Origin of the sequence: Streptomyces sp. NP160 (assembly GCF_006335115.1) — a bacterium.
Classification (GTDB): Bacteria; Actinomycetota; Actinomycetes; order Actinomycetales; family Quadrisphaeraceae; genus Quadrisphaera.
On sequence record NZ_VDMJ01000029.1, the window covers coordinates 69490 to 89127 of the forward strand.

Genomic DNA, 19638 nt, shown 5'->3' on the forward strand with positions numbered 1-19638 from the left:
GGGCGGGCGGACGGAGCACGGACAGGAGGAGCGGGTCATGGCTGGAGCGCTGCACAAGTCGATGGTGTGGATGGGGCTGCGCGAGGACGACCCGCGCTACGCCGAGCCGCGCGACCTCGACGTCGACGCCTGGGACGAGGGGGAGGACGACGACGTGGCCGTGGACGAGTCCGAGTACCGGGCCGAGGTGACGCCGATCACGCGCGACCGCTCGGTGGCCCGCTTCACCCCCGCGCCCGCCGCGGACCTGCGCCGCATCACCACGATCCACCCCCGCACCTACAACGAGGCCAAGGCCATCGGTGAGTGCTTCCGCGGCGGAGTGCCGGTCATCATGAACCTGACGGACATGTCCGACGCCGACGCCAAGCGCCTCGTCGACTTCTCCGCCGGGCTGGTCTTCGGCCTGCACGGCAACATCGAGCGCGTCACCAACAAGGTCTTCCTGCTCTCCCCGGCGCACGTCGAGGTCACCGGTGAGCCGGTCGGCCAGGTCAAGGCGGTCTTCAACCAGTCCTGACCTGCCGGTCCACCGGCGGTGGCGGGCGAGGCGCCCCTCATCCGCCCGCCACGAGGGGGCACCGCTGCCGCGGTGCCCCCTCTTCGGCGTCCTCGGGGAGGCACCGCGGGTCTGCGGCGTGTCACGGGCGCTCGCGCTCGGCAGCGCCGCGCGTCGGGGATGATGGTGCGGTGAGCCTGATCTTCCAGCTGCTGTACCTCGTCGTGCTGGTCTTCTTCATCCTGCTGATCGGCCGGCTGGTGCTGGAGTGGGTGCAGGTCTTCTCCCGCGACTGGCGACCGCGCGGCGCGGTGCTGGTGATCGCCGAGACGGTCTACACCGTCACCGACCCGCCGCTGCGCGGCCTGCGGCGCGTCATCAAGCCGATCCGGCTGGGCAGCATCCAGCTGGACCTGGCCTTCATCATCCTGGCGCTGGGCTGCTCGCTGCTCATGAACGTGCTGCAGGGAGCCGCGCGCTCGGTGGCCTGAGCGGTCGCCCGAGCGGTCGCCCGAGCGCTCCCCAGACCCGCGCGCGACCCCGCGCCGTGCGCACCCGGACACACCGCGTGCCTCTCCTGACCGCACCGGCGCTTGCCGTCGGCTACGGTGGCGTGCGACTGATAGCAGGCCCGGTGCGTGCCACCGCGGTGACTCTCGAAGAGGTGACCACATGGCGCTGACGCCCGAGGACGTCGTCAACAAGCGGTTCCAGCCCACCAAGTTCCGTGAGGGCTACGACCAGGACGAGGTCGACGACTTCCTCGACGAGGTGGTCGGTGAGCTGCGCCGCCTGACGGCGGAGAACGAGCAGCTGCAGCAGAGCCTGTCGGCCTGCGAGCGGCGCGTGACCGAGCTCAGCCGCGGGGGCGGGGCCACCGGCCCGGTGCCCCAGCAGGCCGCGCCCGCGCCCGTCGCCCAGGCTCCGGCCCCGGCGCCCGTCATGGGCGGCGGCCAGGGCCTGGAGTCGGCCACCGGCATGCTGGCGCTGGCCCAGAAGCTCCACGACGACTTCGTCCGCTCCGGTGAGGAGCAGCGCGACCAGATCCTCGGCGAGGCCAAGGAGCGCGCCGGCCGCCTGGTGCGCGAGGCCGAGGAGAAGCACCGCCAGACCCTCGGCAGCCTCGAGCAGGAGCGGTCGCTGCTGGAGCGCAAGATCGACGAGCTGCGCATCTTCGAGCGCGACTACCGCAACCGCATGAAGTCCTACCTCGAGTCGCAGCTGCGCGACCTCGAGACTCGCAGCAGCGCCGGCACCCAGAACGGCCGTCCGGCCCCGCCGGCCGCCCAGGACGTCGGCTACGCCTTCGGTGGCGGTGCTAGCTGAGCGAGTCGTCCGCGGAGAGCCCCGCCACGACGCCGCCCTCCGGGCCGTCGTCGCAGGGACCCTCCGGTGCCAGCCCGTCCGCGCCCTCCGAGGGCGCGGACGGGCTCGGGCACGCGCGGCGTGTGAAGGCGCGGCGCCTGCGCCGCTTCCTCGTGGCCGTGGCGCTGGTGGGCCTCGCCGCTGACCAGGTCACCAAGGTCCTCGCCGTCGCGCTGCTCACCCCGGGCGAGCCCGTGCCCGTGGTGGGGGAGCTGCTGCAGCTGGTGCTGCTGCGCAACCCCGGGGCCGCGTTCTCCTTCGCGACCGGCGCCACCTGGATCTTCACGATCATCGCGGCGGTCGTCGTCGTCGCCGTCCTGCGGGTGTCCCGCAAGCTCGGCAGCCGCGCCTGGGCGCTGGCGCTGGGGCTGCTGCTCGCCGGCGCGACCGGCAACCTCGTGGACCGCCTGGTGCGCGCACCGGGGTTCGCCCGCGGCCACGTCGTGGACTTCCTGGCCCTGCCGCACTGGCCGGTGTTCAACGTGGCCGACTCCATGATCTGCACCGCGGCCGCCCTCATCGTCATCCTCGCGCTGCGGGGGGTCGAGATCGACGGCCGGCGGGCCACCTCGGGGCGTCAGGGCGGACGTGCCTGAGACCCGGTCCCTGCCCGTCCCCGACGGGCTCGACGGCGAGCGGCTCGACGCCGGCCTGTCGCGCCTGCTGGGGCTGTCCCGCTCCCGCGTGGCCGAGGTCGCCGAGGGCGGCGGCGTGGAGCTGGACGGCGCCGTGGTCGGCAAGTCCGAGCGCCTGCGCGCCGGCGCGTGGCTGTCGGTGACCCTGCCGGACCCGCCGGCCGCCCCCCGCGTCGTCGCGGAACCGGTGGACGGGCTGCGGGTCGTCCACGACGACGACGACCTCGTGGTGGTCGACAAGCCCGTCGGCGTCGCCGCGCACCCCTCGCCCGGGTGGACCGGGCCGACCGTCATCGGCGGGCTCGCCGCCGCCGGCTACCGCATCTCGACGTCCGGAGCGGCCGAGCGCCAGGGCGTGGTCCACCGCCTCGATGTCGGCACGTCCGGGCTCATGGTGGTGGCCAAGAGCGAGCACGCCTACTCCGTGCTCAAGGACGCCTTCCGCGAGCGGACGGTGGAGAAGACCTACCACGCGCTGGTGCAGGGCCACCCCGACCCGACGTCCGGCACCGTGGACGCGCCGATCGGCCGGCACCCGTCCTCGGACTGGAAGTGGGCCGTCACCGCCGAGGGCAAGCCCAGCGTCACGCACTACGAGACCCTCGAGGCCTTCCGCGCTGCCACGCTGCTGGAGGTGCACCTGGAGACCGGGCGCACCCACCAGATCCGCGTGCACATGAGCGCGCTGCGGCACCCGTGCTGCGGCGACCTCACCTACGGCGCCGACCCCGCGCTCGCGCAGCGCCTCGGCCTGACCCGGCAGTGGCTGCACGCCAAGGGCCTCGCCTTCCACCACCCCGCCACGGGGGAGTGGACGGCGTTGAGCAGCGAGTACCCCGCCGACCTGCAGCACGCGCTCGACGTCCTCGCCGACCCCGCCTGACCCCGCTCGTCCCCCCTCCTGAACCGCAACCGGGCGCTCGGCTGCGAGTCGGTCCGGGGAGGTGATCAACGCGGGTGACAGGACGGGGTGGTCGGGAGGACACTGGGGGCGTGCTGGTTGCTTCAGAACACCGCTCCTGGCGGGGGACGGCGCCGGCGCAGTGAGGGCGAGCAGGCGCACCCCGCGCGAGCGGGTCCAGCCCCGCACGCTCCGCCGCCTCGCCGCCCGCACCGCGCCCACCCCACCGTCGTCGTCCTCACCGCCGCAGCGCCCCGCCTCGACCGTCCGCAGCCTGCTGCGCCTGGTCGACTGGGCGCGCCCGGCCCTGCCCCGCATGCTGCTGGGCACGCTGGCGGCGCTGTGCGCCAGCCTCATCGCGCTCGCCGTGCCGCAGGTGCTGCGCGAGCTGGTCAACGGCCCGCTGCTCACCTCCGGCTCGCGCACCGCCGTGCTGGCGGCGGTGGGCCTCGTGCTGGTGCTCGGCGTGGTCGAGGCCGTGCTCATCTGGAGCCGGCGCGTCTTCGTGGCCACGCCGGGCACCACCGTCGAGGCGACCATGCGCCTCGACCTGTTCCGCCACCTGCTCGACCTGCCGCTGAGCTTCCACGACCGCTGGTCCACCGGGCAGCTGCTGCAGCGGGCCATGTCGGACCTGTCCACGGTGCGCCGCTGGCTGATCTTCGGCCTGCTCATGCTGGTCGTGTCCATCACCACCGTGGTGGTGGGCGTCGGCCTGATGCTGTGGACCGCCTGGCCGCTGGGCCTGGTCTACCTCGTCGGTGCGGTGCCCGTGATGGTGCTGGGCTTCCGGTTCGGCGAGGACTACCGCGTGGTCGCCCGCCGCGCCCGCGACCAGGCCGGCGACCTCGCCGGTCGCGTGGAGGAGTCCGTCCACGGCATCCGCGTGCTCAAGGCGTTCGGCCGCGGCCGCGACGCCCTGGGTGACTTCACGCGGGACGCGGAGGGCCTGCGCGAGACCGAGGTCCACAAGGCGCGCACCCTGTCGCGCGTGACGCTGGCGCTCGGGGTGATCCCCGAGACGGCCGCCGCCGTGAGCCTCGTGCTGGGCGTCTGGCTGGCCTCCCAGGGCCGGCTGTCGGTGGGTGCGCTGGTCGCGTTCTTCGCCACCGCCGCCGTGGTCAACGCGCCCGTGGAGCGCATCGGCCAGCTGCTGGCCATGACACTCGACGCCCGCACCGCCACCGACCGGTACCTCGACGTGCTCGAGACCGTCTCCGAGGTGCAGGACCCACCCCGTCCGCTGGCGCCCCCGACGCCCGGCCCGCAGGGGGCGCGCGTGGAGCTGCGCGGAGTGGCCTTCACCCACGACGACGGCGACCGGCCCGTGCTCGACGGCGTCGACCTGGTGCTCGAGCCCGGCCGCACCACGGCGCTCGTGGGCCTGACCGGCAGCGGCAAGACCACGCTCGCGCAGCTGGTGCCGCGGCTGGTGGACCCCACGGAGGGCCAGGTGCTGCTCGACGGCGTGGACGTGCGGGACCTGCGCCGCGAGGACGTGCGCTCCGCCGTCGCCGTGGCCTTCGAGGACCCGGTGCTCTTCTCGGAGTCCGTGGCCGAGAACGTGCTGCTCGGCCTGCCGGACGGCGCCGACGGTCCCGGCGCCGCCGAGCGCGAGCGGCTCCTCGCCGAGGCGCTGCGGGTGGCCGAGGCCGACTTCGTGGCCGACCTCCCCGACGGCGTCGAGACCCGCGTCGGTGAGGAGGGCCTGAGCCTGTCCGGCGGGCAGCGCCAGCGCCTGGCCCTGGCGCGCGCGGTGGCCGCCCACCCCAGCGTGCTGGTGCTCGACGACCCGCTGTCCGCCCTCGACGTCACCACCGAGGCCGTGGTCACCGAGCGACTGCGCGACGTGCTCGCCGGCACCACCACGCTGGTCGTCGCCCACCGCACGTCCACGGTGGCCCTGGCCGACCGGGTCGCCGTGCTCGAGGACGGGCGGATCACCGGCGTCGGCACGCACGACGAGCTGCTGCGGGAGCACCCGCACTACCGCTACGTGCTCACCGCCATGAGCGCGCAGGACGACGACGAGGAGGGCGCCGCGTGAGCGCCGCCACGGCCCGGGCCGCCACCGACCGGGCGGCCGAGCCCGCGCAGCCCGCCGACCTGGACGACGAGCGCGGCCAGTCCCTGCCGCTGCTGCGCTCGGTGCTCCGCCCGGTGCGCGCCCGCGTGTGGCTGCTGGTGGTGCTCGTGGTGGTCAGCCAGGCCGCGGTGGTGGCGGGTCCGGCGCTCGTGGCGGCCGGCATCGACGCCGGCCTGCCGGCCCTGCGCGACGGTGACGCGCTGCCGCTCGTCCTCGTGGGGTGCGGGTACCTCGCGGCGGCGGTGCTCGGCGGGACGCTGTCCGCCGCCGTCGTCCGGCAGTCGGCTGCCGCCAGCCAGACGGTGCTGCTGGACCTGCGCCGGCGGGTGTTCCGCCAGACCCAGCGGCTCGACCTGGAGTTCCACGAGCGGTACACCTCGGGCCGGATCATCTCGCGCCAGACCTCCGACCTGGAGGCCGTGCGCGAGCTGCTCGACGGTGGCGTCACCACCCTGGCGACCAGCGCCACGTCGATGCTGCTCACCGCGGTGTCGCTGGCGGTGCTCGACTGGCGCTCCGGTGCGGTGCTGCTGGTGGCGGTGGTGCCCGGGGTGGTGCTGACGCGCTGGTTCCAGCGGCGCTCGCAGCAGCAGTACCGGCGCACCCGCGTGGTGGCCGCCCGGGTGATCGTCGCGTTCGTCGAGACGATGACCGGGGTCCGCGCCGTGCAGGCGTTCCGGCGCGAGCGGACCGTGGCCGGCTCCTACGCCGACCTCGCCGAGGAGTACCGGGCCGTGACGGACAAGGCGCTGCGGGTCAACGGCGTCTTCGACCTGTGGCTGACCATGATCGGCAACGTGACGGTGGCCGTGGTGCTGCTCGTGGGCGGTCTGCGAGCCCTGGACGGCCAGCTGGCGGTGGGCGTGCTCGTGGCGGCGGTGCTGTACGCGCGGCGGTTCTTCACCCCGCTGCGCGACGTCGGCATGTTCTACAACTCCTTCCAGTCCGCACAGGCGGCCCTGGAGAAGCTCGCCTCGCTGCTGGTCGAGGAGCCGCGCCTGGCCGACCCGGCCGACCCGGTGGCCCTGGAGAGCCCGCGCGGGGAGCTGGTGCTCGACCACGTGAGCTTCGGCTACGCCGAGGGGCCCGACGTGCTCCACGACGTGCACGTGGGCGTGCCCGCCGGGCAGACCGTGGCGCTGGTCGGGTCCACGGGGGCGGGCAAGTCGACGGTGGCGAAGCTGGTGGCGCGCTTCTACGACGTGCGCCGCGGTGCCGTGCGGCTGGACGGCGTGGACGTGCGGGAGGTCGCTCCCGAGGACCTGCGCCGCGCCGTCGTCATGGTGACCCAGGAGGCGTACCTGTTCTCGGGGTCCGTGGCGGAGAACATCCTCATCGGGCGTCCGGAAGCAACCCGGGCGGAGGTCGAGGCGGCGGGGCGCGCCGTCGGCGTGCACGACCTGGTCATGACCTTCCCGCAGGGGTACGACACCCCGGTGGACAGCCGCGGCGTGCGCCTGTCCGCGGGTCAGCGGCAGCTGGTGAGCTTCGCCCGGGCGTTCCTGGCCGACCCCGCGGTGCTCGTGCTCGACGAGGCCACCAGCTCCTTGGACGTGCCGGGCGAGCAGCACGTGCAGGAGGCCCTCGAGCGGCTCCTCGCCGACCGGACCGCCGTCGTGGTGGCGCACCGGCTCTCCACCGTGATGACGGCCGACCGCGTGCTCGTGGTGGAGGGCGGCCGCGTGGTGGAGGACGGCTCACCGGCCGAGCTGGTGGCGGCCGGCGGTCGCTTCGCGCGGCTGCACGAGGACTGGCAGGCCTCGATCAGCGCCGCCGCCTGACCCCTCGTGTTCATGGCGGTCGGCCACCCTGCGGCGGGGCGCACCGGGCACGCCGGCTGACGATCTCAGGCGTCAGGCGGAGGCGGCTGTGTCCGCCGTCCTGCAGGGTGGCGCTCGCGGTGTGCGCAGGTGCTCGAGGGCGGACGCCGCGCGGACCCGCCCGGCCAGGACTGCCACGACCAGCCGGCACGCCAGGGCGACGAGCAGCCCGGCAGCGGCGGCCGCCACGACGACGAGCTGAGCGCTTCAGCTGCTGCCGCGGGCGGCGGCGTCCGGCCGCCGGGCGACGACGACGCCGGCCACCACCGCGCCCAGGCACCCCAGGGCCAGGTCGCCGAGGGTGTCGCCGTAGGCGGCGGCGAGCCCACCGTCGACCTCGCCGAAGCGGATGAAGGTGGCCCACTCGCCGAGCTCCCAGCCGACGGCGAGCAGCGCTCCCACTCCGGCGGTGCAGAGGGCCAGCGCCCAGCGGGGGCGCACCCCGCCGTCGCGCAGCAGGAGGCCGGCGCCGCCGGAGAGCAGGGCCCAGTTCACCAGGTGGTTGGCGTCGTCCCACCAGGTCACGGCGTCGTAGAGGTCGAGGGTGTTGCCGGTGACGTCGACGAGGAACGGCAGCGCCACCAGCAGCGTCGCGGTCCACGGCAGCGGTCCCGCGGGCAGGTGGCGGTGGTTGCGCCGTGCGCGACGCCCCACGGCCACCAGGGGCACGAGCAGCATGAGCACCGGGTAGGCGGCCAGCCGCGCACCGAACCCCTTGCCGGCGAACTGCGGCAGGTCGCTGAACGCCCCGACCGCCAGCTGGCCGACGGTGGCCAGCAGCACGCCGAGCACGGCCCAGCGCACCCACCGGGCGGGGTGCCGCGTCGGTGCGGGACCAGGCCCGGTGGCGTCGGCGGTGGCGGTGGGGGTGGACGGTGCCACGCCGGTGATCGTGGCTCACTGCCCCGGTCCCCGGCAGGCCGCCGCGCCGGAACGCTGCCGGGAAGTGCCGGAACCCTGCCCCGACGTGTCGGAACCCCACGCCGGTTCCGACACGTCCGGGCAGGGTTCCGACACGTCCAGGCGACTCATGGCACCTCCCTCCGGCGGAGCCTCCTCAGGTGCGGGCGGCGAAGAAGTCGCGGGCGTCGTGGAGGCCCTCGAGGTTCCCCTCGGGCCCGTCCACACCGGTGCGGTCGTCGCGCGCCAGGTGCTGGGCGAAGTACGCGGCCTGCACCGCCTGCCGCAGCCGCAGCAGCACCTCCACCCGCGGCAGCAGCGCGTCCGCTGCGGGGCCCGACGCGGGGGCCAGTGCCGCCGCGTACGCCGCCACCAGCGCCCGGCCTCGCTCGAGCCCACCGACGTACATGACCGCCGAGGCGACGTCGTAGAGCAGCGGTCCGTGCGCCGCGCTCGACCAGTCGATGAGCCCGCACGCACCACCGGCGACCACCGGGCGCAGGAAGGCGTCGGGCGCCGGGTCGGCGTGCAGCAGCCCCACCTCGAGCTGAGCGCGGCCGTCGTCGAGCAGGGCGCGGCAGGCGGCCAGCGCGTCGTCCACCGCGGGGCGCACCCAGGGCTCCACGTCGAGGTGGGGCCCCTCCAGCTCCGGCCACGGCGGGAACCGCGCCGCCGAGCCGTCGTCGACACCGCGCAGCACGCGGTGCGCGGCGCCGAGGGTGGCGCCCATGAGCGCGGGCGCGTCCTCGTCGTCGCCGTCCAGCGGAGCGCCGTCCACCCAGCGCAGCAGCGCCAGCGGGCCCTCGGGCAGGTCCGCGTGGTCGGCGCCGTCGACGGTCCGCCGAGGCACGCCCGCCCGCAGACCCGCCCCCTCGACGAGCCTCGCCGCACGCAGCCCGCGCAGGAAGGAGGCCCTCAGCTCCGGCGCCACCTGCTTCGCGGCCCAGCGCCCCACCCGCCCGCAGGGGGCCGTGGCCTCCACGACCCACGTCCGGGAGTTCATGCCGCCGCCCAGCGGCAGCACCAGCGCCCCCGGCAGCCCCCACCGCGCGCGGACGGCGTCGCCCGGGTCGTCAGGCACGGGCGTGGTCCCCGGCGTCGAGGTGCGCCTCCACCGCGTCGAGCAGCGGACCCAGCACCGCCAGAGGCAGCGCGTGCCCCATCCCGGGGACGACGACGCGCCGGGTGGTCGCCGCGGTGCCGACCGCCGCCTCGAGCAGCCGCGCGCTGGGCGGCGGGTAGGCCGGGTCCTCCGGCGCCTCGACCACGAGCACCGGCGTGGTGACGCCGCGCAGCTCTGCCCCGCGGGCCAGTCCCTCGGTCGTCGCGCGGGCGTGGGCCGTGGCCGAGGCCGCGTCGAGCCGTCCGCCGTGGGTCACCACCCGCTCCTCCAGCGCCCGGAACTCCGCCTCGTCGAACGGGGTGCCAGCGCCGTTGAGCAGCTGCCAGTGGCGCAGCCGGAAGCCCATCTCGGCGGACTCGTCGCGGTCGTCGCCCAGCTGCGCCCACAGCGCCAGCAGCGCGGCCGACGGCGTCGGGGCCGGCTCGTCCCCCAGGTCACCGACGTCCGCGCCCGGCAGCGGGCCGGTGCAGAACAGGGTCGCCGACAGCAGCCGCTCGGGGTGGTCGAGCAGCAGCAGCTGGGTCAGCAGCCCGCCCATCGACATGCCCACCACGTGCGCGGCCGGCACCCCGAAGGCGTCGAGGACGACGACAGCGTCCGCGGCGAGGTCCGTCAGCGCGTACGGCTCCCGGCCGGCCGAGGTGCCGGACCGGCCCGTGTCGCGGTGGTCCCACACGAGCACGCGGTGCCGCCGCCCGAGCCGCTCGACCAGCGGCGGCGGCCACACCGCGCTGGACGACGCCGCGCCCATGACGAGCAGCACCGGGCTGCCGCCGGGGTCGCCGCTCTCCTGCGCCCACAGCTCGTAGCCGTCGGGGGTGGTGGCGGTGCGCGTGGTCGCCACGGTCGCCTCCTCGGTGGTCGTCGGCGGGTGATGACGACGACCGTCGCGCACCGACCACGACCCGCGCCAGCGGTTTGCGCGGCGGTGTTGACCGCCGGGACCGGCGACGATCACGCTGGGGGGCCCGTTCCGGAGCGTCGAGGAGGATGAGCCGTGGGACGACTGCTGCAGGCCGCTGTGCGCCGCCTGTCGGCCCTGGCCGCCGACCTCCTGGCACCGGGTGACGGCGTGGCTCCGCGCGGTGCAGGCACACGCAGGACCTCTCGGGACGGTCGGCCGGAGGCCGGCGGGCTCGGCGGGCTCGGCGGTGACGGCGGAGGCGCCGCCAGCTGCTGACGAGGTCCGGCGTCCCGCGTCCTGCCCGGTCACGGCAGCAAGTGGGCACCTCGGGCCGCGGACAGCGCCGCCGCGGCGAGCAGAGCGCCGGGCGCGAGGAGCGCCAGCGCCCAGGCGCGGGTCCGGACCTGGACCGGCAGCGCGGTGGTGACGACCAGGGCGGCCACCACCGAGGCGACCACCTGCACGGGCTGGTCGGGCGCGACGCCCTCCGCGAGGGCGAGCCCGCCCGCCAGCGCGAGCGCCGCCCCCGCCGCCGGTGACCACCGGCCGGCCGGCCAGAGGCTCGCGCTGCGCACGACCAGCGCGTACGCCGGCACCGCGGTGACCGAGAGCAGCCACCACGTGACGGCCAGCGGCCACACCGCCGGGCCGGCGCCCTGCACGAGGTCCGCCCACGCGTAGTACGCGGCGGTCATCGACGCGAAGAACACCGCGGTCCCCGCGGCGGCGCTCGGCGCCGTGGGCGACAGCCGCGCCACCGCGGCGACGGCCAGCAGCCACGCCGCGGGCTGGCTGCCGAGGTCAGCGGCCCAGCGCCAGCCCGACTCGTCAGCGGCCTTCGCCGCCACCCCGGCCAGCGCTCCCGCCGCGGCGAGCAGCTGAACGGCCCGGGCCCGGCTCACGACGCCACGTCGAGGACCAGCAGGCGCAGCCCGTCACCCGGGCGCGGCGCGAGCAGGCCGACGGGCACCCTCAGCGGGGCGCACGCAGCAGCGGGCACCGGCTCGGCAGCCGGCGTCGTCGTCCTGACCACCACCGGGTCGGGCCGGCCGCCAGCTGCGGGAGCGCAGGCGACCAGGAGCCAGGGGACCAGCAGGACGGCGACGGCGCGGAGCAGCACCCGGCCACCGTGGCAGCCCCGTCCTCACAGGTCAGCGACCTGCGCAGACCTCCGACGAGGCCTTCGCACGCCCTGCACGTCAGTGCTCGGAGCCGGAGAGCGCCAAGGTCCCGCCGAGCCCGATCATCAGGACGCCACCGGTGCCGGACAGCGTGGACATGCGCTTCGGGGACCGCGCGAACCACGTCCGCGCGGTGCCGGCGGCCAGGGCCCACGCGCTGTCGCAGACGAGGGCGATGAGCTGGAACACCACACCCAGGAGGAGCAGCTGCGCCCACACCGGCCCTGCGTCCACGGCGACGAACTGCGGCAGCACGGCCACGAAGAACGCGATGGTCTTGGGGTTGGTCGCGCCCACCACGAAGCCCTGGCGCAGCAGCTGACCGGTGCTCGCCGCCTTCGGGGCCTCGACGCGGGCGTGGTCGTAGCGGTGGCGGACCGCCTGCACGCCCAGCCACACGAGGTACGCCGCCCCCGCCAGCTTGAGCACCGTGAAGGCGACCACCGACGCCGCCACCACCGCCCCCACGCCGAACGCCACCGCCAGCACCGCCGGCACCGTGCCGAGGGCGTTGCCGAGCACGCTCAGCACTCCGGCGCGACGGCCGTGCGCGATGGACCGCCCGAGCACGAAGAGCACGCTCGGACCGGGGACGACCACGATCACCACGGACGCGAGGAGGAACGCCAGCAGGTGGTCGAGAGGGACCATGGTCGGAGGCCAGGGCCTCAGCCCTTCATCGCGACGAGCTCCAGGGCGATGCCGTCCGGGTCGCGGAACTCCAGCAGGTGCATCGCGCCGGCGTCCTTCACCTCGCCGTGCGGGGCGCCCGCCGCGTCGAGGACGGCGACGGCGGCGTCCAGGTCGGCCTTCGAGGCGACGGAGAACGACAGGTGGTCGAGGCCGACGCGGTCCTCGCTGAAGGAGTCCTCACCCGGTGCCACGGGACGGAGCCCGAGCAGCCCGCCGGGGACCTTGTAGATGACACCTCCGAAGACGAACCACAGCTTGTCGCGGGTGGCCTGGTCGGCGTCGGCGGGGACCTCGTAGGCCACCTCCCACCCGAAGACCCGGTCGTAGAAGCGGCGCGAGGTCTCGACATCGCGGACGGTGAGGCGGACGTGGCTGAAGCCGGTGGTGGAGATCGTCACCCTCGGACCGTCGCACGCGGCGGCTCCACCAGCACCCCGAGACCCGCTGGTCTCGACGCGGGCGGCTGCCACACCCACGCCGTGAGCGCGGGGTGCCCGTCGCCGGGAGGGAGGGCGCTGCGTCCAGCGCGGCCCCGACCTCGCCCCGACCCCGACACGGGATCGCCGGGCGAGACGTGGGGGCTCGTCAGCCTCGAGGACCGCGGGACGTCGTCGTCGTGGTCGACCGGATGTGCTGGTGACGGGCGCGGCAGCGGCGTACCGTCCGATCATGGGGCGGGTGGGGAGCGCGATGGCGGCGGTCGGTCGGTTCACGGGGTGGCTGCTGCTGGGACCCAAGAGGTTCCCGCCGCCCGGCAGCCGCTCCCCGGTGGAGCTCGCCGAGAGGCAGGCGGAGGACGCCGCCCTCGCCGGCCTGCGGATCGGTGGCCCCCTCGGCGGCTGATCCGCGGGGCGACCCGCGCACCCTGCGCGCGCTCTGCCCGGAGGTGACCGTGGTCAGTCCCGGGCAGGTGGTCCTGGGGCGCCGCCTCCGCAGGTGACCGCGGTCAGGTGCGGGACTGGCGGCGGTCGCTCGGAGCGACGACCACGGCGTGCACCGGTGCAGCCCAGGGGCGTCCTGGAGCCGATCTCGCCCCCGGACGGCGCAGGTGCTGACGCCGAGGGCGAGGCGCTGGACGGGCTCGCCGACGCCGACCACCTGCAGCGCCGGCCCGACCCCGGCGACCGCCGCGAGGTGCGCCTGGCGCCCACCCGCCGCACGCTGGAGCGGGCCGAGGGCGTGGCCCGGGGCGTCCAGGCGCGCGGCGCCGAGGTCACCGCTCAGCTGACGGACGGCGAGCTGCACCACCTCGCTGTCGGCACGGCCGCGGTCCGCCGCGTGCTCGAGCGCCGCACGCCCGACCCGGACCACCCGCCGTCGACCGACCACACCGGAGGAACCCCGTGACCACGACCCTCGAGAAGACCCTCTACACCGCCGAGGCCCTGAGCACCGGCTCCGGCCGGTCCGGCCAGGTGCGCACCAGCGACGGCACGCTCGACCTGCAGCTGGCGCCCCCGAAGGAGACCGGCGGCTCCGGGGAGGGGACCAACCCCGAGCAGCTCTTCGCCGCCGGGTACGCGGCGTGCTTCCACTCCGCGCTGCTGGGCACCGCCCGGCAGCGGAGGGTCTCCGTGGAGGGCAGCAGCGTCGGCGCGAGGGTCAGCCTCGGCGCCACCGAGGGCGGGGCGTACGGCCTGGCCGTGCAGCTCGAGGTCACCATCCCCGAGCTCGACCACGCCACCGCCCAGGAGCTGGCCGACGCCGCGCACCAGGTGTGCCCCTACTCGAACGCCACGCGAGGCAACATCGAGGTGACGGTCACCGTCTCCGACGACTGACGCCGCCACCGCGGCCGACGGCCTCCCGTCTGGTGGCGGCGGCCGTCGGCCACGGCCGCCTCCCGAGGCGCGCCTGAGCGCTGCGGGGCAGCGGGGCCTGCCAGCGATCGGCAAGGGGACGGCAAGCGAGGACCGACAGCGTCTCCTCCAGCGGCGACCGCCGCCCCGGACGAGGAGGCACCATGACCAGCACCACCCCCGAGCACCAGCAGTCGCACCTGCTGCTCCAGGAGCAGGCGCCGCCCGCGGACGAGCAGCAGCCCCACCACCAGGTGCAGGTCTGGGCCCCGTCGCCCCACCAGCAGCTCCCCGGCCCCTACCTGCCGCACCCGGTCGCCCCGTCGGCGCCGGTCGAGCCTCAAGCGGTCGTCTCGCTCGTGCTCGGGGGCGTCTCGCTGCTCACCTGTTTGGTGCCCGGCATCAGCCTGGCCGCCTTCGTCGGCGCCGTCGCCGCCGTCATCACCGGCATCGTGGCGCTGCGCCGGCTCGGCACGGCGGAGCGGTCAGGCAAGGGCCTCGCCATCACGGGCCTGAGCTGCGGCGGGGTGGCGGTGGTGGGCGCGGGCGTCATGTCCGCGTTCTTCATCCTCTACGTCACCGTGTTCGGAGGCCTGTGGACGTTGGCCTGGGGCTCCGCGTTCAGCCAGCTGGGCTGAGGCGCCTCACCGCCGGCGGCCGGCGAGGAACCTCTCGAGCCGGTCGGCGGCGTCGTCCAGCACCTCCACCGGCGCCAGGAACACCACCCGCAGGTGGTCGGGCGTCGGCAGGTTGAAGCCCGTCCCGTGCGTCACGAGCAGGTGCTCGGCGTTGAGCAGGTCCATGACCAGCGCTTCGTCGTCGTCGACGGGGTAGACGGCCGGGTCCAGCTTCGCGAAGAGGTACAGCGCCCCGCGGGGCTCCACGCACGAGACGCCGGGGATGGCGTTCAGGCGGCGCAGCATGTGGTCGCGCTGCTCGCGCAGCCGGCCACCCGGCGCCAGCAGCGGGTCGATGCTGGCCCGGTCGGCCAGCGCCGAGGCCACCGCGTGCTGCGCCGGCACGTTGGGGCACATGCGCATGTTGGCGAGCAGCTCGAGGCCGTCCAGGTAGTCGGCGGCGCGCTCGCGGGGGCCGCTGATCGCCAGCCACGCCGAGCGGAAGCCGGCGGCCCGGTGGTTCTTGGACAGCCCGCACAGGGTGAGCACCACGAGGTCCGGGGCCAGCGCCGCGGCGTGCTCGTGGACGGTCGGGCCGTCGGGGGAGTCGAAGAGGATGTGGTCGTAGATCTCGTCGGCGAGCACGAGCAGCCCGTGCTGGCGCGCGACGTCCAGCAGCGCCAGCAGCGTCTCCCGCGAGTACACCGCGCCCGTGGGGTTGTTCGGGTTGATGAGCACCAGCGCCTTGGTGGCCGGGGTGACCTTGGCGGCGACGTCGGCGACGTCGGGCTGCCAGCCGTCCTCCTCCGCGCAGCGGTAGTGCACGGCCGTCCCGCCGGACAGGCGCACCGCGCCCGTCCACAGCGGGTAGTCGGGGGTGGGGACCAGCACCTGGTCGCCCGGGTCGAGCAGCGCCTGCAGCGTCATGACGATGAGCTCGGAGACGCCGTTGCCGAGCATCACGTGGTCCGGCCCGACACCGACCACGCCGCGGCCGGTGTAGTAGTCCGCCACGGCCTCGCGAGCGGCGAGGATGCCGCGGGCGTCGCTGTAGCCCTCGGCGTCGTTGATGTGCTCGACCAGGCCCTTGACCACGGCGTCGGGGGCGGCCAGCCCCCACGCGGCGGGGTTGCCGATGTTGAGCTTCACCACCTCGTGCCCGGCGGCCTCGATCTCGCGGGCCCGGCGCAGCAGCGGCCCGCGGATGTCGTAGCGCACCGTGCGCAACCGGTCGGCCTGGCGGACAGCGCTGCTCACAGGACCAACTCTGGCACGCGACGCTGCGTCACCGTCCGCGCCTGCCTACACGTCTGCGGTGAGGACCCAGACGACGCCGACCGCGAAGGCGAGGACGTAGCAGGCCCCCGAGAGCAGGCCTGCGACGACGAGTCCCCTGCTCACGCTGCTCAGTCCCGGCCGACGGAGGGCGAGCGCAGCGACGACCAGCCCGACCGGCGGTGCGACGAAGCCCAGGACGAACGACCAGAAGGGCCACTGCGACTCGTCGAGGGGGACGCCGTCGCGCCAGGCGATCGGCGCGGTTCGGTCGTCGACGTCGAGGAGCGCCGGGACCGGAGCCGTGCCGGGCAGGGCGTCAGGCCAGCTGGTGCCCACCTCCAGCTCCCGGACCTGCCCCAGCGCCAGCACCACGCGGTGGAGGTGGCTCCGGGCACCGCCGGCCACGACCCGCACCTCGTGCGGACCAGGGGCCAGGGCGAGCGCGAGCACCTGGCCGGCTCGGAGGCGCTCAGGCGGTCCGCCGTCCACGACGACCCTCGCCGTCCTCACCCCGGGCAGCCACCCGCGGGTGAGGACGAGCGTGGACGTCGAGGGCGCCTCAGTCACGCGAGACGACGAGGATCCCGTAGATCACGCCTGGGATGTGGCCCAGGAGCTGCAGCAGGAAGGCGATGAGCACGCGGGCGGTCGGCCCCTCCTTGATGAGCACCGCCAGGAAGGGGAAGAAGAAGCACAGGACGATCAGGAAGATCTTCATCCCCGCAGCGTCGTCCCACCGGGCGCGATCCGCTCGCCGAGATCGTGTCCTCTCAGGTGGACGTCGGCGTCCCGTCATCTGCCGCAGGTGCGCGGGGCCAGCACGCACCAGGCCGCGGCACCGCGGGGACCGGTCAGCGGCGTCGCTCCTCGCGCAGCGGCTTCACCGACGGCGGGACGTCCCCGCCGACCACCTCGGGGTAGGTGCAGGTGAACCACCCGCGGTAGCCGACCAGCGGCCCGAAGCGCCGGTTGGTGACGCGCACGTCGATGGTGAAGCGGTCGCGCTCGTCGTCGTAGGCCTCCCGCAGCTCCGCCGTTCCCGACGCGAGCATCGGGAACCGGAACCCGACCGGCCCCTCGTAGAAGCGCTGGCCGTGGGAGGTCAGGCGCAGCGCGCCGCGCTCGTCGACGCGCAGCCGCAGGTCGACGGCGAGGCGCTGGTGCGTGCCGAGGTAGTCGAGCACCCGGCCCGAGCCGGGCCGGCCGTCGGGGGAGCCGTCCACGAGCGTGGCGTCGAACCGGCGCCGCCGCCCGGGTGCGACCTCGAAGGTGCGGACCACGGTCAGCGTCTCGCGCCCGAGGGAGTCGGTGTAGGCGTAGTTCTCCACGGTGAAGGGGACGTCCGTGGCCGCGTCGGGCACGAGGATGTTGCGCCACGCGCCGACGTGCAGGAACGGCAGCGTCCACACCGGGCCGTGCCACACCTCCTCCATGACCCCGCGGCCCACGCAGCTGTACCCGGTGGCCGTGCTCGCCCCGAAGCGGCGGCGCAGCTGCGGGTGCAGCCGGGCGGCGTCGTCGCCGAGGGCGTCCAGCACCACGCTCACCGGCTGCCCCCTCGGGTCGGGCGGCGGCCGCAGCGCACTGCGCTCGGCACCGCTGCCAGGGTGGGGACGGCGAGGGCGCTCGCGGTGAGCAGCGCGACGAGCGGGCGTCGCTGCTGCAGCGCCGCTGCGGTGAGCACGACGACGACGGCCCGGGCCGCCGTCCACGCCAGCGCCAGGTCGCGGCTGCGCTCAGGGGTCTGGCCGCGCTCGGCCCAGAGCCGGAGCCTGTCGAAGCTCCACGCCGTCGCCCAGCCGACCAGCGGGCGGGTCAGCCAGGGGTCGAGCGCCGCGCCGAGACGGCCCCAGCCGGGGCGGTAGTCGTAGCCGGTGGTGAAGCGCGTGCGCCCGTCAGGCTGCGGGGCGTAGCGCCAGAAGCCGGCGCCGCTGGCCAGCGGCGAGAGGCGGTCGGCGGAGGAGCCGCCGGCGGTGAAGCGGATGGCCGAGGTGCCGGCGCCGTCGTCGCCGCGACGCTCCGCGGTGCTCGTGCCGGTGCCGCGAACCGTCAGCAGCGGGAGACGGGGGTGTGGCAGGGCGAGGGCGTACGTGAAGCGCTGGTGGCCGTCGTCGTCCTGACCGGCGGGGGTGATGGAGCTGAAGCGCAGGTCCCAGCGGGGGTGGTGGTCGGTGTCCTGCGTGAGGTGCCAGAGGCGGGCGGGCGGGCCGGTCACCGTGGTGGTCACCCATACCTGGCGTCCCATGGGCGCGACCCTAGTGACGGGCGGGGTCGTGGAGTGCCAGGCTCGATCATGACCTCGCCGTCGTTCTTCCCCGAGTTCACGCCCGTCGAGGAGACCTACGACGAGGAGCCGCCCTTCTAGGTGGCTGACTGGTACGGACCTCCTCACGGCGTCCGGCCCGGTGTGGCGGACCTCGGGGTGGAGATCGGGCGGTCTGACTCGACCGTGGTGAGCCTCCAGGGCGCCGAGGCCTACCGGTCGGGTGTGGTGCTCGACCTGGCCGTGCACGTGCGGGAGCGGGGCCGTGAGGCGCAGCGGCGGGTGTTCGCCGCGCTGGACCTGCACCACGGGCGGGGGCAGCTCGACCTGTGCCTCGGCGCCGGGGGCCTGCGCTGGGGTGTCGAGATGGCGGACGGCAGCCGGGTCACCACCCTCGACGAGGACTCGTGGAACGAGCTGCCCGAGGACGCCGATCCCTCGGAGTGGAACCCCTCGCACCCGGTGCTGGGCGGCGTCGGACGGCCGGACGGCGGGTACGGCTGCTGGCGGCGGGGGATCTGGCTGTGGCCGCTGCCGCCGCTCCCGTCGATGCGGGTGGTGTGCGCGTGGCCGGACCGGGGGATCGCCGAGACGTCGGTGGAGGTGTCGACGGCGGCGCTGCACGAGGCGGCGGCTCGCGCGCGCCCGGTGTGGTGACCCGCTGATGGGGCGGGTCAACGTGCTCGTGGAGGGCGTCTCGTGCGCTGGCAAGACGTCGGTGGCGGAGGAGCTCGAGCGGCGGGGGCACCACGTCGTCCACGGCGACCGGGAGCTGGCCTACCGCGGCGACCCGGTGACGGGGGCGCCGGTGGAGGCCGGCGGGCACGCGCACCACCTGTGGCGGGTGGACCGGGTCCAGGAGCTGGTCGCTGACCGGTCGGCTCCCGTGACGTTCTTCTGCGGCGGCTCGCGCAACTGGCCGGCGTTCGTCGACCTCTTCGACGCGGTGGTGGTGCTGCAGCTCGACCGCGCGACGCTCGAGCGGCGCTTGGCGCTGCGGCCGGCGGGGGAGTGGGGCTCGGCTCCCGACGAGCGCGAGCAGGTGCTCCGCCTGCACGCCACGCGCGAGGACCTCCCACCCGGCGTGGCGCTCGACGCGACAGCGCCGTTGGACGCGGTGGTCTGCGAGGTGCTCGCGGTGGCCGAGCGGCTGCTGTGACGGTGGACGTGCGCGAGCCGGCTCGAGGCGCTGAGCGGGCTGCCGAGGGGCGCTCCCGCCCGCTGGACGGGACGACAGCACCGGTCAGGAGGGGCTGAGGACGGCGCCCGGCAGCACGAGGTCGAGGACCCGCTGCAGCCGGCGCTCGTGCGGTGACTGCAGCGGCGGCACCAGCAGCGTCGTGATGCCGAGGTCGACGGCCGCGCCGTCGTGGGAGGCGCGGTCGCCGACCACGAGCACGTCCTCCGCGGGCAGGTCCCGCCTCCTGGTGGTCGGTGTCCCGTCCAGCATGCAGAAGTCGGCTCGGAGGGGTCCGGGGGCCGCGTCACGGGACTTCTGCCTGCTGGGCGGGACGCTGCCCTCCGCCGGCGGCAGGTGGCGCCCGAGCGGCGCGCCGACGGGCGCTCGGGGGACG

27 protein-coding genes are annotated in these 19638 nt (G+C 75.4%); 14 read left to right on the top strand and 13 right to left on the bottom strand.

The window, feature by feature from the left end; all coding sequences use genetic code 11:
- Positions 1 to 37: 37 nt before the first annotated feature.
- The 7 genes from FHN55_RS15600 to FHN55_RS15630 all read left to right on the top strand — a co-directional run bounded on the left by FHN55_RS15600 (position 38) and on the right by FHN55_RS15630 (position 7267).
- Positions 38 to 520: a cell division protein SepF gene (locus FHN55_RS15600; RefSeq protein WP_139713243.1), complete on the top strand. Its 483-nt coding sequence runs from the start codon at positions 38 to 40 to the stop codon at positions 518 to 520.
- Positions 521 to 690: 170 nt separating this feature from the next.
- Positions 691 to 990: a YggT family protein gene (locus FHN55_RS15605; RefSeq protein ID WP_139713244.1), complete on the top strand. Its 300-nt coding sequence runs from the start codon at positions 691 to 693 to the stop codon at positions 988 to 990.
- Between the two features lie 181 nt (positions 991 to 1171).
- Complete coding sequence (locus tag FHN55_RS15610; protein ID WP_139713245.1) at positions 1172 to 1825, top strand: DivIVA domain-containing protein; 654 nt, start codon at positions 1172 to 1174, stop codon at positions 1823 to 1825.
- A gap of 122 nt (positions 1826 to 1947) precedes the next feature.
- Positions 1948 to 2460, top strand: coding sequence for a signal peptidase II (gene lspA / locus FHN55_RS15615; RefSeq protein WP_139713246.1), 513 nt, complete (start codon positions 1948 to 1950; stop codon positions 2458 to 2460).
- On the top strand, positions 2453 to 3382 hold the full coding sequence (locus FHN55_RS15620; RefSeq protein ID WP_139713247.1) for an RluA family pseudouridine synthase: 930 nt from the start codon (positions 2453 to 2455) through the stop codon (positions 3380 to 3382). Before lspA ends, FHN55_RS15620 begins: the two co-directional genes overlap by 8 nt.
- A gap of 160 nt (positions 3383 to 3542) precedes the next feature.
- Positions 3543 to 5447 carry an ABC transporter ATP-binding protein gene (locus FHN55_RS15625; protein WP_257571048.1) on the top strand — a complete coding sequence of 635 codons (1905 nt, stop codon included), beginning with the start codon at positions 3543 to 3545 and terminating at the stop codon, positions 5445 to 5447.
- Positions 5444 to 7267 (top strand): ABC transporter ATP-binding protein, encoded by a 1824-nt coding sequence (locus tag FHN55_RS15630; protein WP_180357874.1) that lies wholly within the window; start codon positions 5444 to 5446, stop codon positions 7265 to 7267. Before FHN55_RS15625 ends, FHN55_RS15630 begins: the two co-directional genes overlap by 4 nt.
- A 246-nt stretch (positions 7268 to 7513) precedes the next feature.
- Here FHN55_RS15630 and FHN55_RS15635 read toward each other — a convergent pair whose 3' ends face one another.
- From FHN55_RS15635 to FHN55_RS15645, 3 genes are all read right to left on the bottom strand, one after another.
- Positions 7514 to 8188, bottom strand: coding sequence for a hypothetical protein (locus FHN55_RS15635; protein WP_218974716.1), 675 nt, complete (start codon positions 8186 to 8188; stop codon positions 7514 to 7516).
- Positions 8189 to 8363: 175 nt separating this feature from the next.
- On the bottom strand, positions 8364 to 9287 hold the full coding sequence (locus tag FHN55_RS15640; protein WP_139713248.1) for a phosphotransferase enzyme family protein: 924 nt from the start codon (positions 9285 to 9287) through the stop codon (positions 8364 to 8366).
- Complete coding sequence (locus tag FHN55_RS15645; RefSeq protein WP_257571050.1) at positions 9280 to 10173, bottom strand: alpha/beta fold hydrolase; 894 nt, start codon at positions 10171 to 10173, stop codon at positions 9280 to 9282. Before FHN55_RS15645 ends, FHN55_RS15640 begins: the two co-directional genes overlap by 8 nt.
- A 153-nt stretch (positions 10174 to 10326) precedes the next feature.
- On the opposite strand from FHN55_RS15645, the gene FHN55_RS15650 reads away from it, so the two are divergent.
- On the top strand, positions 10327 to 10509 hold the full coding sequence (locus FHN55_RS15650) for a hypothetical protein (RefSeq protein ID WP_139713249.1): 183 nt from the start codon (positions 10327 to 10329) through the stop codon (positions 10507 to 10509).
- A gap of 29 nt (positions 10510 to 10538) precedes the next feature.
- On the opposite strand, the gene FHN55_RS15655 is transcribed toward FHN55_RS15650, so the two are convergent.
- The 4 genes from FHN55_RS15655 to FHN55_RS23310 all read right to left on the bottom strand — a co-directional run bounded on the left by FHN55_RS15655 (position 10539) and on the right by FHN55_RS23310 (position 12505).
- Entirely contained in the window at positions 10539 to 11135 is a 597-nt protein-coding gene (locus FHN55_RS15655) for a hypothetical protein (protein WP_139713250.1), read from the bottom strand.
- On the bottom strand, positions 11132 to 11353 hold the full coding sequence (locus tag FHN55_RS15660; RefSeq protein WP_139713251.1) for a hypothetical protein: 222 nt from the start codon (positions 11351 to 11353) through the stop codon (positions 11132 to 11134). The genes FHN55_RS15655 and FHN55_RS15660 overlap by 4 nt, the downstream gene beginning before the upstream one ends.
- 79 nt (positions 11354 to 11432) lie before the next feature.
- A complete protein-coding gene (locus FHN55_RS15665; protein ID WP_139713252.1) occupies positions 11433 to 12065 on the bottom strand; it encodes a LysE family translocator in 633 nt (210 codons plus the stop codon).
- Between the two features lie 17 nt (positions 12066 to 12082).
- Positions 12083 to 12505, bottom strand: coding sequence for a VOC family protein (locus FHN55_RS23310; protein WP_218974717.1), 423 nt, complete (start codon positions 12503 to 12505; stop codon positions 12083 to 12085).
- 271 nt (positions 12506 to 12776) lie between these two features.
- Between FHN55_RS23310 and FHN55_RS22825 the strand changes: the two genes are divergently transcribed.
- The 4 genes from FHN55_RS22825 (at position 12777) to FHN55_RS15685 (ending at position 14544) form a co-directional block, all read left to right on the top strand.
- Complete coding sequence (locus FHN55_RS22825) at positions 12777 to 12950, top strand: hypothetical protein (protein WP_180357875.1); 174 nt, start codon at positions 12777 to 12779, stop codon at positions 12948 to 12950.
- 156 nt (positions 12951 to 13106) lie between these two features.
- Positions 13107 to 13454, top strand: a complete 348-nt coding sequence (locus FHN55_RS15675; protein WP_139713254.1) for a hypothetical protein — start codon at positions 13107 to 13109, stop codon at positions 13452 to 13454.
- Positions 13451 to 13888 carry an organic hydroperoxide resistance protein gene (locus FHN55_RS15680; RefSeq protein WP_139713255.1) on the top strand — a complete coding sequence of 146 codons (438 nt, stop codon included), beginning with the start codon at positions 13451 to 13453 and terminating at the stop codon, positions 13886 to 13888. Before FHN55_RS15675 ends, FHN55_RS15680 begins: the two co-directional genes overlap by 4 nt.
- 182 nt (positions 13889 to 14070) lie before the next feature.
- The gene (locus FHN55_RS15685) at positions 14071 to 14544 is read left to right on the top strand and encodes a DUF4190 domain-containing protein (protein ID WP_139713256.1); all 474 of its coding nucleotides are present in this window, start codon (positions 14071 to 14073) and stop codon (positions 14542 to 14544) included.
- Between the two features lie 6 nt (positions 14545 to 14550).
- On the opposite strand, the gene FHN55_RS15690 is transcribed toward FHN55_RS15685, so the two are convergent.
- From FHN55_RS15690 to FHN55_RS15710, 5 genes are all read right to left on the bottom strand, one after another.
- Entirely contained in the window at positions 14551 to 15780 is a 1230-nt protein-coding gene (locus FHN55_RS15690; protein WP_139713257.1) for a pyridoxal phosphate-dependent aminotransferase, read from the bottom strand.
- A gap of 45 nt (positions 15781 to 15825) precedes the next feature.
- Complete coding sequence (locus FHN55_RS15695) at positions 15826 to 16368, bottom strand: hypothetical protein (protein ID WP_139713258.1); 543 nt, start codon at positions 16366 to 16368, stop codon at positions 15826 to 15828.
- Positions 16361 to 16519 (bottom strand): YqaE/Pmp3 family membrane protein, encoded by a 159-nt coding sequence (locus tag FHN55_RS15700; RefSeq protein ID WP_139713259.1) that lies wholly within the window; start codon positions 16517 to 16519, stop codon positions 16361 to 16363. The genes FHN55_RS15695 and FHN55_RS15700 overlap by 8 nt, the downstream gene beginning before the upstream one ends.
- 133 nt (positions 16520 to 16652) lie before the next feature.
- Positions 16653 to 17348 carry a DUF4166 domain-containing protein gene (locus FHN55_RS15705; protein WP_139713260.1) on the bottom strand — a complete coding sequence of 232 codons (696 nt, stop codon included), beginning with the start codon at positions 17346 to 17348 and terminating at the stop codon, positions 16653 to 16655.
- Positions 17345 to 18046: an SRPBCC family protein gene (locus FHN55_RS15710; RefSeq protein WP_139713261.1), complete on the bottom strand. Its 702-nt coding sequence runs from the start codon at positions 18044 to 18046 to the stop codon at positions 17345 to 17347. Before FHN55_RS15710 ends, FHN55_RS15705 begins: the two co-directional genes overlap by 4 nt.
- Positions 18047 to 18253: 207 nt before the next feature.
- Between FHN55_RS15710 and FHN55_RS15715 the strand changes: the two genes are divergently transcribed.
- Together FHN55_RS15715 and FHN55_RS15720 are read left to right on the top strand one after the other, a co-directional pair.
- Positions 18254 to 18721: a hypothetical protein gene (locus FHN55_RS15715; protein WP_180357876.1), complete on the top strand. Its 468-nt coding sequence runs from the start codon at positions 18254 to 18256 to the stop codon at positions 18719 to 18721.
- Between the two features lie 7 nt (positions 18722 to 18728).
- A complete protein-coding gene (locus tag FHN55_RS15720; RefSeq protein ID WP_139713263.1) occupies positions 18729 to 19223 on the top strand; it encodes an AAA family ATPase in 495 nt (164 codons plus the stop codon).
- Between the two features lie 84 nt (positions 19224 to 19307).
- On the opposite strand, the gene FHN55_RS15725 is transcribed toward FHN55_RS15720, so the two are convergent.
- A complete protein-coding gene (locus FHN55_RS15725) occupies positions 19308 to 19514 on the bottom strand; it encodes a hypothetical protein (RefSeq protein WP_139713264.1) in 207 nt (68 codons plus the stop codon).
- Positions 19515 to 19638 lie beyond the last annotated feature (124 nt).

Excerpts from the sequence above, each read along its gene's own strand:
- FHN55_RS15685 (WP_139713256.1), top strand. The coding sequence starts at position 14,071 with ATGACCAGCACCACCCCCGAGCACCAGCAGTCGCACCTGCTGCTCCAG.
- FHN55_RS15665 (WP_139713252.1), bottom strand. The coding sequence starts at position 12,065 with ATGGTCCCTCTCGACCACCTGCTGGCGTTCCTCCTCGCGTCCGTGGTG.
- FHN55_RS15725 (WP_139713264.1), bottom strand. The coding sequence starts at position 19,514 with ATGCTGGACGGGACACCGACCACCAGGAGGCGGGACCTGCCCGCGGAG.
- FHN55_RS15710 (WP_139713261.1), bottom strand. The coding sequence starts at position 18,046 with ATGGGACGCCAGGTATGGGTGACCACCACGGTGACCGGCCCGCCCGCC.
- FHN55_RS15600 (WP_139713243.1), top strand. The coding sequence starts at position 38 with ATGGCTGGAGCGCTGCACAAGTCGATGGTGTGGATGGGGCTGCGCGAG.
- FHN55_RS15610 (WP_139713245.1), top strand. The coding sequence starts at position 1,172 with ATGGCGCTGACGCCCGAGGACGTCGTCAACAAGCGGTTCCAGCCCACC.
- FHN55_RS15700 (WP_139713259.1), bottom strand. The coding sequence starts at position 16,519 with ATGAAGATCTTCCTGATCGTCCTGTGCTTCTTCTTCCCCTTCCTGGCG.
- FHN55_RS15720 (WP_139713263.1), top strand. The coding sequence starts at position 18,729 with ATGGGGCGGGTCAACGTGCTCGTGGAGGGCGTCTCGTGCGCTGGCAAG.
- FHN55_RS22825 (WP_180357875.1), top strand. The coding sequence starts at position 12,777 with ATGGGGCGGGTGGGGAGCGCGATGGCGGCGGTCGGTCGGTTCACGGGG.